The sequence below is a fragment of the Pseudohoeflea suaedae genome (assembly GCF_004354915.1).
Classification (GTDB): Bacteria; Pseudomonadota; Alphaproteobacteria; order Rhizobiales; family Rhizobiaceae; genus Pseudohoeflea; species Pseudohoeflea suaedae.
Genome location: NZ_SMSI01000001.1, coordinates 1,936,074 through 1,951,528, shown reverse-complemented (window position 1 = coordinate 1,951,528; position 15,455 = coordinate 1,936,074). Strand labels below are relative to the sequence as shown.

The following is a 15,455-nucleotide window of genomic DNA, read 5'->3' as shown; positions in this document are numbered from 1 at the left end:
AACGGCTTAAACGAGTATGGTCGGCTATCGGGGGCGATTCCGGTCGTATCAGCGGCATAATGCTGTCGCGCCCCATGCGTTCACAGCAGGCCGGGGCGGCAAGCAAGACCTTACCAATCAGGAGCGGGGACTCGATGCACAATCAGCGAGGCAACGGATGGGGAGAGCGCAGTCTCAATGCGCCCGAATTGCCCGCCGCAGCACCGCTCGCAGCATTCCGCCCCCGTCGCTCCACCCTTCCCCTTCTCGCCGCGACCGCGATGTTCCTGTCAGGCTGCGTCAGCGCGACCGATCCAACCCTGATGGCCAGCGCCGACGCCTATGGCCCCTCTCAGCCGGGCTTCTCCCTCGCGCCGAGCGAATCGGTACCCGGCGCCGATAATTCCGAGGCGGGCGCAGAGGGTAGCGCGGCATTCGCGATCGCGGATGGCGGAGAAGCCGCGGGCACCGCCGCCGAAGGCTCGACCATGACCGCCATGGTGGACGCGAACGGCGAGACCAATATCGACGCGCTCAATCGCGGCATCACACAGAATGGGGCGGCAGCCCCGGTCGCCAATCTCTATTCGACCAACCAGCCCGCGACGCAGGCTACGGACATAGCCGAAGCCGGGGCATCCGCTCCCGGCGTTCCGCTGCCAAGCCATGCGCCTGGCCGCGAGGGCGAGCAGGCCGTGGCCGTTGCGGCGCTGACGGAGCCGGATGCACCGAGTGCCGCAACGCAGGCGCTCGAAGCCGCAACGGATCCGGCCCCGGCCGCCGCCCCGGCGGCAAGTGAGCCGGCGCGTCCGGTGGCCCTCGCCGAGCCGGCCAGGAAGAAATCCTTCTTCGGCAAGCTGTTCGGCGCCGACCCTACTCCGCCCAAGGCCGTTCCGGCGGCATCCGCCAAGGTGGCGGCTCCGTCGAACTCTCCTCCGAGCGACGAGACAGAAATCGTTTCGCTGCGCAACGATATCCGCGTCGCCCGAGCCTCGGCATCCGATTCGGCTCCGGAAACCTCCGACGGCCTGCCTGGCGTTCGCATGTCCTCGCTCTTCGAGATCAAGGCCGGCAATGACGAGGACGGCGAAGACGCCCAGGGCGTGGAAGTGGCTTCGGCGGCGGGTCTTGCGCGCCTGGCGCCCAACGGCCTGCACGTGCAGACCGAAAAGGTCGATATCGCCTGCCTGAAGCCGCAGCTCGTGCGCACGCTCAAGTCCATCGAACGCCATTACGGCAAGCCGGTCGTCGTCACGTCGGGCTTCCGCAGCCCGCGTCACAACCGCAAGATCGGCGGCGCCCGCAATTCGCGCCACACCAGTTGCGAGGCCGCGGATATCCAGATCTCCGGCGTGTCCAAATGGGATCTCGCCGCCTATGTGCGCTCACTTCCGGGGCGCGGCGGCGTCGGCACCTACTGCCACACCCGTTCCGTACATGTCGACATCGGCACAAAGCGCGACTGGAACTGGCGCTGCCGTCGCCGCAAGGGCTGATTCCCGGCAACCGTCTTCAGAACCGTTCATCGCTCCCGATCACTGGCCTTTCCGGCGGCTGCTCGCCCCGGGATTGCCGTTGTTTTTGTTCAGCTTTCCCCTCCGCAGCCGTGCTGCGGCGCGCATCGTGGAAATCCTTCAAGTTTTTTGCTTTTCATGCGATTCAGTGCTTGCGGCGAACCGGGTTGCTGACTATAAGACGCCTCGCACGCGCCCTTCGTCTATCGGTTAGGACGCCAGATTTTCATTCTGGAAAGAGGGGTTCGACTCCCCTAGGGCGTGCCACCACTTCCCTCGCATTTCACATTAAAACTCCGCTGCAAGCCAATACGAATGTTGGTCAATTTTCTTTTTTGACCGGGTGTTTTCGTGCTTGCGGATCACCCGGAACCTGACTATAAGTCGCCTCGCACGCGCCCTTCGTCTATCGGTTAGGACGCCAGATTTTCATTCTGGAAAGAGGGGTTCGACTCCCCTAGGGCGTGCCACCACTTCCCCTTTCAGACCGGTCTTTCTTGAACCTGCGGGTGTCCTGCCTGCTATTTCGCGGGCGCCGCGTCGAGCAGGCGCAGCTGTACGCGTCGGATGCCCTGCCAATAGTCGGCCGAGATCGTACCGGCAAAATGGAAGGTCATGCCCTGCCCGTCGAGCAGCGCTCGCCCCATGGCCGAATCGGCGGCCCGGAACGCAATCCCGTTGAGCGTGCGACCATCGGCACCCGCAATGGTGATCTTGAGATGATTCTGGCCCACCACACGGACATCGCGCAGGAGATGGTTCGGCAGGGCGAAAACGGGCTGCGGATGGCCCGACCCGTAAGGTCCGGCTTTCTCGATGAGGTCGACAAGATCGAGATTGGCGCCTGCGGCCGCGAGTGCCGCGTCGATCTTCAGCCGGTGACCGTCGCGCAGCCTGGTGACCTCGCTTGTGGCTTTTTCCTCGAAGAACGACCTGAGCGCGCCGAGTTTTTCCTCGCGCACGGTCAGACCGGCGGCCATGGCGTGGCCGCCTCCCTTTTCGAGCAGGCCCAGCTCAACGGCATCGCGCACGACATGGCCGATGTCGAAACCGGGAATCGACCGCCCCGAACCGGATCCCTTGCCGTTGGCATCGAAGGCGATGGCGAATGCGGGACGGCGGTAGCGCTCCTTGAGCCGGGCAGCGATCAGCCCGACGATGCCCGGATGCCAGCCCCTCTTCTCGGTGATGATGACGGCGGGCCCCTCGCCCGCGCCGATCTCGGCCTCGACCTCCGCCATCGCTTCTTCCAGCATGGCCGTCTCGATCGCCTGGCGCTCGCGATTGAGATCGTCGAGGCGCGCGGCGATCATGTCTGCTTCCGAGGCGTCCTCGATCGTGAGGAGGTGGGAGCCCAATGCCGCATCGCCGATACGGCCGCCGGCATTGATCCGCGGGCCGATGAGAAAACCGAAATGATAGGGGCTGACCGGCCCGCTGACGCCGACCTTGCGGATCAGCGCGGCGAGCCCCTCATTATGCATCAGGCGCGCAGCCAAAAGTCCCTTGACGACGAAAGCCCGGTTCAATCCCTTGAGCGGCACCACGTCGCAGACCGTGGCGAGAGCCACCAGATCAAGCTGCGAGAGCAGATCGATGCCGCCCTCTATCTCCGGGCGGCTGCGGATCATGCGGGCGGCATTGACGAGCACCATGAAGACCACACCGGCGGCGCAGAGATGACCGAGACCGGTCAGATCATCCTCGCGATTGGGGTTCACGAGGGCCGAACACTCCGGAAGCTCGGTGCCGACCTGGTGGTGATCGATGACAACGACATCGATCCTGCGCCCGGCGGCCACCTTGAGCGCCTCGAAACTGGTCGAGCCGCAGTCGACGGTGATGATGAGCTCGGCCCCCCGGTCGATCAGCTCGTTGATGGCGTTGGGATTTGGCCCGTAGCCCTCGAAGATGCGGTCGGGAATGTAGATTTCCGCCTCGATGCCATAAGCCCGCAGGAAGCGGAACATGAGCGCGGAGGACGCCGCGCCGTCGACATCGTAGTCCCCGAAGACGATCACCTTCTGCTTGCGCGCGATCGCCTCGACGATGCGGCTTGCAGCCAGATCGCAATCGACGAGCGTCGAAGGGTTCGGCATCAGATCCTTGATGGCGGGATCGAGAAACCGTTCCGCATCCTCGCGTCCGACCCCGCGGGCGGCGAGAACGCGGGCAATGATGTCGGGAAGGCCGGTCGTCTGGGAAATGGCGATGGCACGGTTTTCACCGGCGGGGTCGAGCCGGGCGATCCAGCCCTGCTCCGAGAGCGATTTCTCGACGCCCAGAAATGCACGTTGCGGCTCGCCAGCCAGTGACATCGGCACCTGTTACTACCCCTGAAGCCCGCGGTTCATCCGCGCCCCAATCTCTTAAAGCACGACAGCGCCGGAACAAAGGCTCGGCAACTCATCCACAGGCCGGAAACGAAAAGCGGGCGCCGATAGCGCCCGTTTCCACCTGTCGACCGGCTCGAACCCGGCAATCAGAATTTCGTCAGATCCTGGTGACGCGCCTTGATTTCGCGGACGGTCTTGGACGAGGAGCGCATGACGATCGTGTGAGTGGAGATCGCGTCGCGGGCGAACTTCACGCCGGCGAGAAGATTGCCGTCGGTCACGCCGGTTGCCGAGAACAGCACGTCGCCCTTCGCCATCTCTTCCATCCGGTAGATCTTGTTCGGATCGGTAATGCCCATCTTGGCCGCGCGCGCGACCTTCTCGGGCGTATTGAGCTGCAGCCTGCCTTCCATCTGGCCGCCAATGCAACGCAGAGCGGCCGCCGCGAGCACGCCTTCGGGCGCGCCGCCGATACCCAGATAGAGGTCGATGCCCGTTTCATCGGGATCGGTCGTGTGGATGATGCCGGCGACGTCGCCATCGCCGATCAGCCGAATGGCGGCGCCGGTCGCACGCACTTCCTCGATCAGCTTGGCGTGGCGGGGACGATCGAGAATGCAGACAGTGATCTCGTGAGGCTCGACACCCTTGGCCCTGGCAACGGAATTGACGTTGTCGGTCGGGGTCGCATCCAGGGCAACGGTATTGGGCGGATAGCCGGGGCCGATTGCGACCTTCTCCATGTAGACGTCGGGCGCGTAGAGAAGGCTCCCCTTTTCGGCGATGGCGATGACGGCCAGCGAATTCGGCAGGTTCTTGGCGCAGATCGTCGTGCCCTCGAGCGGATCGAGCGCGATATCGACGGCAGCCCCGTCCTTGGTGCCGACTTCCTCGCCGATATAGAGCATCGGCGCCTCGTCGCGCTCGCCTTCGCCGATTACCACCGTGCCGTCGATCGGCAGCCGGTTGAGTTCCTGACGCATGGCGTCCACGGCCACCTGGTCGGCGGCCTTCTCGTCGCCGCGTCCGCGCAGGCGCGCTGCGGCCACTGCGGCGCGCTCCGTCACACGGGCAATCTCAAGCGTGAGAATGCGATCAAGACTGCTGGACTGGGAATGCTTGTCTGCCATGAGACCCTCTTGGAAAAGCAACGGGCATTGCACCGGCAGTGACGCCGATTGCGCAGGCTTATAGCGGCATCACCGGTCTGCGCAATGACAAACAGGCGAAAAAAGCCGTTTGATTTCCGTTTGTTGAGGGGTTTCCCGGACTAAATCGATTAGAGCCCGGATGGCCTGTCAGCCCCCGGACCCCACTCTCGGGAAGCGAAGCTTTACTGCTTCGTGCGCTCGATGCGGATGACTTGCGGCTCGCCATTGACATAGCCTTCGCCGCGGACGCCCTCCACGGCCTCGCGCACCGATGCCTCCGTGGTGGCGTGGGTGACCAGGATCACGGTCTTCAGATCCGAGCCGTTGGCCGGGCGCTGGACAATGGATTCGAGCGATATGCCGTTCTTCGACATCTGCGCGGCAATCGCGGCAAAAACGCCGACGCGATCCTCGACCTTGAGCGAAATGAAATACCCGCCCTCATGGCTGCGCATCTGCGCCTGGGTGTAAGGCTCGAGATATTTCGCCGGACGACCGAGCGCGGGACCGTGCTGGTGGCCGGGGCGCGACTTGGCGATATCGGCAATGTCGCCGAGGACAGCGGATGCCGTGGCATCGCCGCCGGCACCGGGACCGGACAGCATCAGCTCTCCCAGGATGTCAGCCTCGATGGTGACGGCATTCGTCACGCTGTCGACCTCGGCGATCATCGAACCGAGCGGAACCATGGTCGGATGGACGCGCTGCTCGATGCCTGTCGAGGTGCGCTGGGCGACGCCGAGCAGCTTGATGCGGTAGCCGAGCTCTTCGGCGGCGTGAATATCCTCGATCGAGATATTGGTGATGCCTTCGACGTAAACCTCGTCGGAGGCAATGCGGGTACCGAAAGCCAGGCTCGTCAGAATGGAAAGCTTGTGCGCGGTATCGAAACCGCCGATGTCGAAGGTCGGGTCGGCTTCGGCGTAACCGAGGCGCTGGGCTTCGGCGAGGCACTCGTCAAAGCCCATGTTTTCCTTCTGCATCCGGGTCAGGATGTAATTGCAGGTTCCGTTCAGGATACCATAGACGCGGCTGATCGAATTGCCGGTCAGGCTCTCGCGCAGCGCCTTGATGACGGGAATGCCGCCGGCGACCGCTGCCTCGAAATTGAGAAGGACGCCTGCTTCCTCGGCCACTTCGGCCAGTTCCACGCCATGCCTGGCGAGCAGCGCCTTGTTGGCGGTCACGACATGAATTCCACGCGCAAGGGCGGCTGCAACGCAGGAATGGGCCGGATCGCCCTCGCCGCCGATCAGTTCGACGAAGACGTCGATATCGCCCTTGCGGGCCAATTCGGCCGGATCGTCGAACCATTCCACACCGGAGAGATCGATGCCGCGATCGCGGGTCTTGTCGCGCGCGCAAACTGCGCTGACGGTGATCTCGCGTCCACACGTATCGGCCAGAAGTTTGTGGCGTGAAACGATCGCTCTGAAGAGCGCCGCGCCTACCGTTCCCAGTCCGGCGATGCCGACCTTGAGCGCTTGCGTCATGACTTATCCCAACATGTTCCGATTACGGCCGCGTAAGCCCGCGCCCTTGATCCGGTCGCGGGTTTAGCCCCCTGCCCGTTGCGGGTCAACGGGCTCCGGTTCGAGGCGGCTCAGCGGCGGGCGTTGAACTGGACGACGTTGTCGTCGTCCGAGCCGGTCGCAGACGACAGGAAGCGCTTGATGTTGCGCGCCGCCTGGCGAATGCGGTGCTCGTTCTCGACCAGCGCGATGCGAACATGATTGTCGCCATGCTCGCCGAAGCCGACGCCAGGCGCGACCGCCACGTCGGCCTTTTCGACCAGCAGCTTGGAGAACTCGAGAGAGCCCATCTCGCGGAAAGCTTCGGGGATCGGGCACCAGGCAAACATGGTGGCGGGCGGCGGCGGAATGTCCCATCCGGCCTTGCCGAAGGCCTCGACCATCACGTCGCGACGCTTCTTGTAGACCTCGCGGACTTCATCGATCTCGGAACCGTCACCATTGAGAGCGGCCGTGGCGGCCACCTGGATCGGGGTGAAGGCACCATAGTCGAGATAGGATTTGACGCGGGTGAGAGCCGAAATCAGGCGCTCGTTGCCGACGGCAAATCCCATCCGCCAGCCCGGCATCGAGAAGGTCTTCGACATCGAGGTGAACTCGACGCAGACGTCTATGGCGCCCGGAACCTCGAGAACCGACGGCGGCGGCGTATCGTCGAAATAGATCTCCGAATAGGCGAGATCGGACAGGATGATGATGTCGTGCTTGCGGGCAAACGCGACGACTTCCTTGTAGAAGTCGAATGTCGCGACCATCGCCGTCGGGTTCGACGGATAGTTGAGAATGAGGGCCAGCGGCTTGGGGATCGAATGGCGCACGGCGCGATCGAGCGCACGGAAAAAGCCCTCGTCCGGGGTCACGTCGATCGAGCGGACCACGCCGCCGGACATGATGAAGCCGAACATGTGGATGGGATAGGTGGGGTTGGGACACAGAACCACATCGCCCGGCGCAGTGATGGCCTGGGCCATGTTGGCGAACCCTTCCTTCGAGCCCATGGTGGCGACCACCTGGGTATCAGGGTTCAACTTAACGCCGAACCGTCGCTCGTAATATTTCGCCTGGGCGCGACGCAGCCCCGGAATGCCGCGCGACGTCGAATAGCGGTGAGTGCGCGGATCCTGGACGACCTCGACCAGCTTGTCGACGATGGCTTTCGGCGTCGGCAGGTCCGGGTTACCCATGCCGAGATCGATGATGTCGGCTCCACCGGCTCGCGCCGTCGCCTTAAGCCGGTTGACCTGCTCGAAGACGTAGGGCGGCAAACGCCGGATCTTGTGAAACTCTTCCATCGTAGATCTCTTGCTCGGTTTGGAGACGACGGTTCCGATCACGTGGCGGAACAATGACACTGGTTTGCGGCCAAAACGCCTGTTTTGCAAGCGCTAGTTCTCGATTTCCCTCTCCGCGTCCCGGGCGTGGGTCTGCGCGGTCTGACGCAATTCCGCAAGCCTGCGGCGGTATTCCTCCTCCGTCGAGGCGGCGGCCTTCGCACCCCCCCGATACTGGCGGAATTCCTGTTCGAGAGCCTGCGCCTGGGCCGGCGACAACTGGGCCATGGCGGCTTCCCGATCGACACCGACTGCCGGATAGTTTCCGTCCTGGGCAATCCGGTCCTGGACGAATTGCTGACGCTCGATATCGTCGACCTTCCTGCCGGGAATCGGCACCGGTGAAATGATGCGGATATTGTTGTCGGTCGCGATGTTGGTCGTCTGCGCAGGCCCGGCAGAAGCAGGCACGCTTTTGGGTGCCGCGTCCTCGAGCGAGGCCGTCTGACATCCCGCGAGCGCCGTGAAGCAGGCCATGCCAGATATCGCAGCCAGGTTTTTCAGTCTCGACGTCACAGCCGTTCTCTCCGGTTTCAACGCTGGGTCATGCAAATGACACCATCGCGCCGTACCTAAAGTATACATGATTGAAATCATATAAGGCCTTTTCAAGTCGATATAATCTGCAAAAATGCAACGGGATATTTTCCAAACGGACGCGAGATCCGTGATAAAGGGGAACAGGGAGACGAACATGGCCGAGGAGAAGGACGGCGCGCAAGCGGAAAAGCCGAATATTCCGGACATGGAACCCTATGTGGTGAAAGACCCGGAAGCCTTTGCCCACAACATCGCGCATATGCTCGAAGAGCTCGGCATGGCCGCTTCGGCCTGGGTGGAGCCCCGTGAAAAGGGCGAGGTCACCGATGCCTATTCCGCGCCGATGGCCGACATGGTCAAGACATTCTCCAAGGTCGGCGAATACTGGCTGTCCGACCCCAAGCGCGCGGTTGCCGCGCAGACCGAACTGCTGACCGGCTATTTCAGCCTCTGGTCGCGCTCGATGCACAAATTGTCGGGCGAACAGCAGGCGGAGGGGGAAACACCTCCCGGCAAGCCCGACAAGCGGTTCACCGATCCCGACTGGGATGCCAATCCGTTCTTCGACTTCCTGCGCAACGCCTACCATCTCACCTCCGGATGGGCGGAGCGGCTGGTCACCCGCGCCGACGGTCTGGACGCGCGAACCCGCCACAAGGCCGAATTCTATCTCCGGCAGATGACCAGCGCGCTGTCACCGGCGAACTTCCTGCTGACGAACCCCGAGCTCTACAAGGAGACGGTCGCCGAGAATGGCGGCAATCTCGTGCGCGGCATGCACATGCTTGCCGAGGATATCGCGGCGGGCGGCGGACAGCTCAAGCTGCGCCAGTCGGACGCATCCAAATTCAAGGTCGGCGAAAACATGGCGCTCACACCCGGCAAGGTGATCGCCGAGAACGAGATCTGCCAGATCCTCCAGTACGATCCGGCGACCGAGCAGGTTCTCAAGCGGCCTCTCCTCATCGTGCCGCCATGGATCAACAAGTTCTACATTCTCGACCTCAACCCGAAGAAATCCTTCATCAAATGGGCGGTCGAGCAGGGCCACACCGTATTCGTCATTTCCTGGGTCAACCCGGATGAGAGGCATGCGGAGAAGGACTGGGAATCCTACGCGCGCGAAGGCATCGGCTTTGCCCTCGACACCATCGAGAAGGTGACCGACAGCCACAAGGTGAACGCCATCGGCTATTGCGTCGGCGGCACGTTGCTGGCTGCCACGCTGGCGCTCCACGCCAGCGAGAAGGACAAGCGGATCGCCACCGTCACCTTCTTCACCACCCAGACCGACTTCACCCATGCGGGCGATCTGAAGGTCTTTGTCGACGAGGAGCAGATCTCCGCGCTCGAAGCGTCGATGAAGCGGACCGGCTATCTCGAGGGTTCGCAGATGGCGACGGCGTTCAACATGCTGCGCGCCTCGGACCTGATCTGGCCCTATGTCGTGAACAACTATCTCAAGGGCAAGGATCCGATGCCCTTCGACCTGTTGTACTGGAACTCCGATTCGACCCGGATGCCGGCGGCCAACCACTCCTTCTACCTGCGCAATTGCTATCTCGAGAACAATCTTGCCGAGGGCAGGATGAAGCTGGCCGGCCACACGCTGAACCTGAAGGACGTGAAAATCCCGGTCTACAATCTCGCGGCCAGGGAAGACCATATCGCCCCTGCCCGCTCGGCCTATGTCGGCTCGAAACTGTTCGGCGGCGAGGTGACCTATGTGATGGCGGGCTCGGGCCATATTGCAGGCGTCGTCAATCCGCCGTCCTCGGGCAAGTACCAGTACTGGACCGACGGTCCGCCCGACGGCGAATTCGACGACTGGGTGGCCGGCGCGACCGAAACGCCCGGCTCCTGGTGGCCGCACTGGCACGACTGGATCGTGGCGCAGAACGACAAGACCGTGCCGGCCCGCGAACCCGGCGGCGGCAAGGTCAATCCGATCGAGGACGCACCCGGTTCCTATGTGCGGGTGCGCGCCTGATCACACGACGGGGATCGTTCCGCCGTCGATGACGTGATCGGCGCCGTGGATGGCGGACGCACGCGGCGAGACCAGGAACGCCACCAGCTCCGCGATCTCCTCCGGCCAGGCCGGACGTCCGATCGAAATGCCGCCCAGGGCATCCATAATCCCCTGCCGCGCCGTCGCCTCGTCCGTACCGCCGCTTCGCGCAAGTCGCTCGACCATCCGGTCGGCCGCATCGGTGCGGATCCAACCCGGCGAGACGCTGTTGACCCTCACGCCGAGCGGACCGAGTTCCTTGGAAAGCGATTTCGAATAGCTGACGAGCGCCGCTTTGGCCGCAGCATAGGGCGTGGTCGAATCGTGGAGCGGGAGGCGGTGCTGGATCGACGCGACGTGGACGATGGCCCCCTCGCGCCGCGCGATCATGGCGGGAACCAGAAGCCGGTCCAGGCGGACCGCAGGCCAGAGATTGAGCGAAAAGTCGTCCTGCCAGACATTCTCGGTCGCAGCCCGAAAGCCTCCCCCAGGCGCAGCCGAACCGCCCAGGCAGTGAACGATGATATCGACGCCGCCAAACTCGGCCTGAACTTTCCCGGCAAGGGCCGAAATGCCGCTTTCCTGTGTCAGATCGGCAGCGACGAACAGTTCGGCGGGGCTGTCCGATACCGCGGAACGCGCCTCGGTGGCCACGCGCGCGCCGGCTGCGGCGAAGCGGCGGACGATTGCCGCACCCGCACCCTTCGAGCCTCCGGTCACCAGGACACGGCGGCCGGCGAACTCGTCCGGATGGACGCTGAAGACCGGCGCGTTCATGAACCGATCTCCAGCGTGACGATCCGCTCGCCCGAAAAGGCGAAGCGATAGGTAAGGTTTGCGGGCGACCCGGGAAAATTTCCGCTGACCCGGGCGACAACCACAAGCGTTTCGCGCTCCCGGCGACTTTCCACGGGCTCGCTGAGCTCGTCATACCTGGCACTCGTTGCTGCCATCCAGGCAGCGATTTCGGCGTGCCCCCGGTGCTTTTCGGTTTCGTCGCCGACAACAGCGTCGCCTGTGAAACCGGAAAGTGCGCGTTCCGGATCGCGGGCATTCTTGCCGTCGAAATAGGCCTTTACCGCGGTGGGGAGATTGACAGGCATCGGGGCATCCTTTTCCAATTCCGGTTACGGAGTTTGATCTGCCACCAAGTTGGTTTTATGCTGCAGGTATGGCAAGAACCGACGAAAAAGTAAGGTACATACGAAAAAGTAAGTCTGATGCGCAGCCCCCCGGAAGTGGGGCGGCACGCGTCGACAATGCCTTGCGAAAGCTCGAAGGGCGCTGGAAACTGGTGCTGCTGTTTCACCTTTTCGGCGGCAAGGTGCTCCGTTTTTCCGAGCTCGAGCGCCAGACGCCCGGAATTTCCCAGAAGATGCTGATCCAGCAGCTGCGCCAGCTCGAGGCGGACGGTATCGTCCGCCGCATCGTTTATCATCAGGTGCCGCCCAAGGTCGAATACGCACTCACCGATTGGGGTCAGGCGCTGTGCCCTGCGCTCGATGCCCTCGTCACCTGGGCCGAAAGCAAGCCGGAAAATGCCGGCATCGAGACCAACTGAGCAATCCATGCAATTTCCCACTCCCCTGACGCCCGCGCGGCTCGTCCGCCGCTACAAGCGCTTTCTCTTCGACGCCGAACTCGAAAGCGGCGCCTTCATCACCGGATCCTGTCCGAACACCGGCTCCATGCGCGGACTGACGACGCCCGGATCGCAGATCTGGCTGGAAAACCACGACAACCCGAAGCGGAAATATCCGCACAGTCTCGAAATCGTGGAGGCTGACGGCACGCTCGTCGGCATCAATACCGGCCGGCCGAACAAGCTGGCGGAGGAAGCCATCCGCGCCGGACTGATCGGCGATCTCGGCGATTACGCGGAGCTGAAGCGCGAGCAGAAATACGGCGTCAATTCGCGTATCGACATTCTTCTCGACGATCCGGAGAAGGGCCGCGCCTATGTCGAGGTCAAGAACGTGCACTTCCGCCGTCGTGGCCGGATCGCGGAATTTCCCGACAGCGTGACGAGCCGCGGCGCCAAGCATCTCGAGGAGATGGGCGACATGGTCGAGGCCGGCCATCGGGCGATCATGGTCTATCTGATCCAGCGTGCCGACTGCGACAGTCTCTCGCTCTGCCGGGATCTTGACCCGGCCTACGGGGCGGCCTTCGATCGCGCCATGAAACGCGGGGTTGAAGCCTGCGCCATTCGGTGCAAAATCACCCCGGAGGAAATTCGGCCCGAATTGCGCATTCCGGTCACCGAGAACCTCGTCAACGAAGCCCGCTGACAAGCGGCGGCAACTTACGGACAGCATCCCCGATGGTCACCTATATCGACGCCGACCAGGCAGTTCAGAAAAATACCGGTCAGATCCGGCTTTACGGCGCGGAGGCTTTCGAAGGCATGCGCAAGGCGTGCCAGCTGACCGCCCGTTGCCTGGACGAGCTCGCGGCCCTCACCAAGCCCGGCGTGACCACCAACGAGATCGACCGCTTCGTCTTCGAATTCGGCATGGATCACGGGGCGCTTCCGGCGACCCTCAACTACCGCGGCTATACCAAGTCGACCTGCACCTCGATCAACCATGTCGTCTGTCACGGCATTCCGAACGAGAAGCCGTTGCGCGAGGGCGACGTCGTCAATATCGACGTGACCTACGTGCTGGACGGCTGGCATGGCGATTCAAGCCGCATGTATCCGGTAGGCGAAATCAAGCGCTCGGCCGAACGGCTTCTGGAAATCACCCATGAGTGCCTGATGCTCGGCATCGCCGCGGTCAAGCCCGGCGCCCGCACCGGTGCGATCGGCGAAGCGATCCAGACATTTGCCGAGGGTGAACGCTGCTCCGTCGTCCGCGATTTCTGCGGCCATGGCGTCGGACGGCTGTTCCACGACGCGCCGAACATCCTCCACTACGGCCGCGCCAACGAAGGCCCCGAAATCCGCGAGGGCATGATCTTCACCATCGAACCGATGATCAATCTCGGCCGGCCGCATGTGAAGGTGCTCTCCGACGGCTGGACGGCGGTCACACGCGACCGCTCGCTGTCCGCCCAGTACGAGCACACGGTCGGCGTGACGGCGGATGGCTGCGAGATCTTCACGCTCTCGCCAGGGGGGCTCGACAAGCCCGGCCTGCCAAAATGACATCCAGGCCGCCGCTCGAAGCTGACGACCAGACCGGCGGCGAGCCCGACGAACGCGGCTATTTCGGCGACCATCCCACCCCCGCACCTCCCTCCCCGTCATCCGGCCGCAAAGCCGGATTGGGCAAGGCCGCCCACTATCACGGCCACCGGGACCGGCTGCGCGAGCGGTTTCGCCAGACCGGCGACCGGGCGCTGGCCGACTACGAACTCCTGGAACTGCTGCTTTTCAGCCTGATCCCGCGGCGGGACACAAAGCCCATCGCCAAGGCGCTTCTGGACCGCTTCGGCTCTTTACCCGAGATCTTCGGCGCGCCGATCGAGCGGCTGATGGAAGTCAGCGGCATCGGCGAGATCGTGGCCACCGACCTTAAGCTCATCGGTACGATCTCGCACCGCATGCTCAAGAGCGAGATCAAGGCGCGGCCGGTTCTGGCTTCCTGGAACGCGGTGATCGACTATTGCCGCGCCGCGATGGCCTTCGAAGCCCGCGAACAGTTCCGCATCCTGTTTCTCGACAAGAAGAATGCGCTGATCGCCGACGAGGTGCAGCAGACCGGAACCGTCGATCACACGCCGGTCTATCCGCGCGAGGTGGTCAAGCGGGCGCTGGAACTCTCCGCCACCGCCATCGTCCTCGTTCACAATCATCCCTCGGGCGACCCGACCCCGTCACGCGCCGATATCGACATGACGCGGATGATCATCGATACCGCCAAGCCGCTCGGCATCACCATCCACGACCACATCATCATCGGCAGGAACGGCCATGCGAGCCTGAAGGGACTGCGGCTGATCTAGGCGCCATCACGCGATGCTGGGGCCAAGACCGCCTTTTCCGCAGCCGCCTTTCGCCGTCCCACGACATGCTCGCGCCAGACCGTGAAGGCGCCAGCGGCGATGACGATGCCCGCGCCGATCAGCAGATTGAGGTGGATCTGCTCGCCGAAGACGAGCACGCCGATAAAGCCGCCGACGACGAGCTGGAAATAGCTCACTGGCTGAACTGCGACGGCATCAAGATATTCGTAGGCCTTGATGAGGAAGAAATGGCTGCTCATTCCGGTCACGCACAGGATCGCGATCCAGACCCAGTCACCCGGCGTCGGATCGGCCAGGAAGAACGGCCCGATCACGATCAGCACCAGCCAGCCGATAATGCCGGTATAGAGAAAGCTCGTCATCGAACTGTCGCTACGCCCCGCAAGCCGCGTCGAGACCGCATAGGCGCCCATCATCACGGCTCCGCCGAGCGGCCAGAGCACATTCCAGTTCAACGCGTCGGAGGCATCCGAAAACCCGGGATTGAGCAGGATGACCACGCCGACGAGCCCGATCACGATGGCGAGCCAACGCCGCCACCCCACCCTTTCGCCCAGCACCGGCATCGACAGAAGCGCCACGAAGATCGGACCGGAAGCAAAGATCGCCTGCGACTGGATGAGGCCGACAACCGCGAAGGCCTGAATGGCGACGACGATCTGAAGCACCAGCAGAAAACTGCGAACAACCTGGACCACCGGACGCTTGCTGCGCGAGGCCGCCTTGATGCCTCCCGGCGCCCGGGCCGCCAGCACGAGCGCGAAGCCGGCAAAGGCGAAATAGCGGATCATCGCGATGAAGATCGGCGGATATTGCTCGCCGAGATATTTCGAGATGCCGTCCTGAAGCGCGAAGATCGTGACCGCGAGAAAAGCGAAGGCATAGCCGTATTTGCTGGAAGTCATCAATTCTTGCACCGAAACCGTGTCGCGCGGGGATGGCGCGAGTTTGCACACTTTCGGCGGAAGCCCGCCAGGGCTTTCCGATAGATGCGCGTGAGCCGAACCGTCTCCCTAGCACGACAATGGCCAGAGCGTGACCATTCAATGCCGAATTGCTGCCATGCGGGGCCCGAACAACGTCCCTTTG

Annotated in this window: 14 protein-coding genes and 2 tRNA genes; 8 read left to right on the top strand and 8 right to left on the bottom strand. The window is 63.3% G+C overall.

The features are described from left to right. Positions 1 to 134 precede the first annotated feature (134 nt). The 3 genes from E2A64_RS17980 (at position 135) to E2A64_RS09175 (ending at position 1,963) form a co-directional block, all read left to right on the top strand. On the top strand, positions 135 to 1,475 hold the full coding sequence (locus E2A64_RS17980; protein ID WP_244598196.1) for a D-Ala-D-Ala carboxypeptidase family metallohydrolase: 1,341 nt from the start codon (positions 135 to 137) through the stop codon (positions 1,473 to 1,475). A gap of 210 nt (positions 1,476 to 1,685) precedes the next feature. Next, positions 1,686 to 1,760 (top strand) — tRNA-Glu (locus E2A64_RS09180). A 128-nt stretch (positions 1,761 to 1,888) separates the two neighbouring features. Next, positions 1,889 to 1,963 (top strand) — tRNA-Glu (locus E2A64_RS09175). Between the two features lie 51 nt (positions 1,964 to 2,014). On the opposite strand, the gene recJ is transcribed toward E2A64_RS09175, so the two are convergent. From recJ to E2A64_RS09150, 5 genes are all read right to left on the bottom strand, one after another. After that, the gene (gene recJ, locus E2A64_RS09170) at positions 2,015 to 3,811 is read right to left on the bottom strand and encodes a single-stranded-DNA-specific exonuclease RecJ (RefSeq protein WP_133284052.1); all 1,797 of its coding nucleotides are present in this window, start codon (positions 3,809 to 3,811) and stop codon (positions 2,015 to 2,017) included. A gap of 164 nt (positions 3,812 to 3,975) precedes the next feature. After that, positions 3,976 to 4,959, bottom strand: a complete 984-nt coding sequence (gene glpX / locus E2A64_RS09165) for a class II fructose-bisphosphatase (protein ID WP_133284051.1) — start codon at positions 4,957 to 4,959, stop codon at positions 3,976 to 3,978. Positions 4,960 to 5,162: 203 nt separating this feature from the next. Continuing rightward, positions 5,163 to 6,473 carry a homoserine dehydrogenase gene (locus tag E2A64_RS09160; RefSeq protein WP_133284050.1) on the bottom strand — a complete coding sequence of 437 codons (1,311 nt, stop codon included), beginning with the start codon at positions 6,471 to 6,473 and terminating at the stop codon, positions 5,163 to 5,165. Positions 6,474 to 6,583: 110 nt separating this feature from the next. Beyond that, positions 6,584 to 7,804, bottom strand: a complete 1,221-nt coding sequence (locus E2A64_RS09155) for an LL-diaminopimelate aminotransferase (protein WP_133284049.1) — start codon at positions 7,802 to 7,804, stop codon at positions 6,584 to 6,586. A gap of 93 nt (positions 7,805 to 7,897) precedes the next feature. Further along, complete coding sequence (locus E2A64_RS09150) at positions 7,898 to 8,320, bottom strand: hypothetical protein (RefSeq protein WP_133284048.1); 423 nt, start codon at positions 8,318 to 8,320, stop codon at positions 7,898 to 7,900. A gap of 217 nt (positions 8,321 to 8,537) precedes the next feature. Here E2A64_RS09150 and E2A64_RS09145 point away from each other — a divergent pair, with 217 nt between their 5' ends. Beyond that, the gene (locus E2A64_RS09145) at positions 8,538 to 10,373 is read left to right on the top strand and encodes a PHA/PHB synthase family protein (protein WP_133284047.1); all 1,836 of its coding nucleotides are present in this window, start codon (positions 8,538 to 8,540) and stop codon (positions 10,371 to 10,373) included. On the opposite strand, the gene E2A64_RS09140 is transcribed toward E2A64_RS09145, so the two are convergent. Both E2A64_RS09140 and E2A64_RS09135 read right to left on the bottom strand, forming a co-directional pair. Continuing rightward, on the bottom strand, positions 10,374 to 11,171 hold the full coding sequence (locus E2A64_RS09140; protein ID WP_133284046.1) for an SDR family oxidoreductase: 798 nt from the start codon (positions 11,169 to 11,171) through the stop codon (positions 10,374 to 10,376). It abuts the gene before it with no gap. Further along, positions 11,168 to 11,497 (bottom strand): nuclear transport factor 2 family protein, encoded by a 330-nt coding sequence (locus tag E2A64_RS09135; protein ID WP_133284045.1) that lies wholly within the window; start codon positions 11,495 to 11,497, stop codon positions 11,168 to 11,170. The genes E2A64_RS09140 and E2A64_RS09135 overlap by 4 nt, the downstream gene beginning before the upstream one ends. 68 nt (positions 11,498 to 11,565) lie before the next feature. Here E2A64_RS09135 and E2A64_RS09130 point away from each other — a divergent pair, with 68 nt between their 5' ends. Genes E2A64_RS09130 through radC form a run of 4 tightly spaced genes read left to right on the top strand, consistent with a single transcriptional unit; the run spans position 11,566 to position 14,345 of the window. Continuing rightward, positions 11,566 to 11,955, top strand: coding sequence for a winged helix-turn-helix transcriptional regulator (locus E2A64_RS09130; protein WP_133284044.1), 390 nt, complete (start codon positions 11,566 to 11,568; stop codon positions 11,953 to 11,955). Between the two features lie 7 nt (positions 11,956 to 11,962). Continuing rightward, positions 11,963 to 12,685 (top strand): DNA/RNA nuclease SfsA, encoded by a 723-nt coding sequence (sfsA, locus tag E2A64_RS09125; protein WP_133284043.1) that lies wholly within the window; start codon positions 11,963 to 11,965, stop codon positions 12,683 to 12,685. A 32-nt stretch (positions 12,686 to 12,717) separates the two neighbouring features. Continuing rightward, complete coding sequence (gene map, locus E2A64_RS09120) at positions 12,718 to 13,545, top strand: type I methionyl aminopeptidase (RefSeq protein ID WP_133284042.1); 828 nt, start codon at positions 12,718 to 12,720, stop codon at positions 13,543 to 13,545. Further along, positions 13,542 to 14,345: a RadC family protein gene (gene radC / locus E2A64_RS09115; RefSeq protein ID WP_133284041.1), complete on the top strand. Its 804-nt coding sequence runs from the start codon at positions 13,542 to 13,544 to the stop codon at positions 14,343 to 14,345. Before map ends, radC begins: the two co-directional genes overlap by 4 nt. Here radC and E2A64_RS09110 read toward each other — a convergent pair. Then, the gene (locus E2A64_RS09110; protein WP_133284040.1) at positions 14,342 to 15,271 is read right to left on the bottom strand and encodes a DMT family transporter; all 930 of its coding nucleotides are present in this window, start codon (positions 15,269 to 15,271) and stop codon (positions 14,342 to 14,344) included. The two genes, radC and E2A64_RS09110, sit on opposite strands and share 4 nt — an antisense overlap. Positions 15,272 to 15,455: the final 184 nt, after the last annotated feature.

Excerpts from the sequence above, each read along its gene's own strand:
- E2A64_RS17980 (WP_244598196.1), top strand. The coding sequence starts at position 135 with ATGCACAATCAGCGAGGCAACGGATGGGGAGAGCGCAGTCTCAATGCG.
- recJ (WP_133284052.1), bottom strand. The coding sequence starts at position 3,811 with ATGTCACTGGCTGGCGAGCCGCAACGTGCATTTCTGGGCGTCGAGAAA.
- glpX (WP_133284051.1), bottom strand. The coding sequence starts at position 4,959 with ATGGCAGACAAGCATTCCCAGTCCAGCAGTCTTGATCGCATTCTCACG.
- E2A64_RS09160 (WP_133284050.1), bottom strand. The coding sequence starts at position 6,473 with ATGACGCAAGCGCTCAAGGTCGGCATCGCCGGACTGGGAACGGTAGGC.
- E2A64_RS09155 (WP_133284049.1), bottom strand. The coding sequence starts at position 7,804 with ATGGAAGAGTTTCACAAGATCCGGCGTTTGCCGCCCTACGTCTTCGAG.
- E2A64_RS09150 (WP_133284048.1), bottom strand. The coding sequence starts at position 8,320 with ATGGCCTGCTTCACGGCGCTCGCGGGATGTCAGACGGCCTCGCTCGAG.
- E2A64_RS09145 (WP_133284047.1), top strand. The coding sequence starts at position 8,538 with ATGGCCGAGGAGAAGGACGGCGCGCAAGCGGAAAAGCCGAATATTCCG.
- E2A64_RS09140 (WP_133284046.1), bottom strand. The coding sequence starts at position 11,171 with ATGAACGCGCCGGTCTTCAGCGTCCATCCGGACGAGTTCGCCGGCCGC.
- E2A64_RS09135 (WP_133284045.1), bottom strand. The coding sequence starts at position 11,497 with ATGCCTGTCAATCTCCCCACCGCGGTAAAGGCCTATTTCGACGGCAAG.
- E2A64_RS09130 (WP_133284044.1), top strand. The coding sequence starts at position 11,566 with ATGGCAAGAACCGACGAAAAAGTAAGGTACATACGAAAAAGTAAGTCT.
- sfsA (WP_133284043.1), top strand. The coding sequence starts at position 11,963 with ATGCAATTTCCCACTCCCCTGACGCCCGCGCGGCTCGTCCGCCGCTAC.
- map (WP_133284042.1), top strand. The coding sequence starts at position 12,718 with ATGGTCACCTATATCGACGCCGACCAGGCAGTTCAGAAAAATACCGGT.
- radC (WP_133284041.1), top strand. The coding sequence starts at position 13,542 with ATGACATCCAGGCCGCCGCTCGAAGCTGACGACCAGACCGGCGGCGAG.
- E2A64_RS09110 (WP_133284040.1), bottom strand. The coding sequence starts at position 15,271 with ATGACTTCCAGCAAATACGGCTATGCCTTCGCTTTTCTCGCGGTCACG.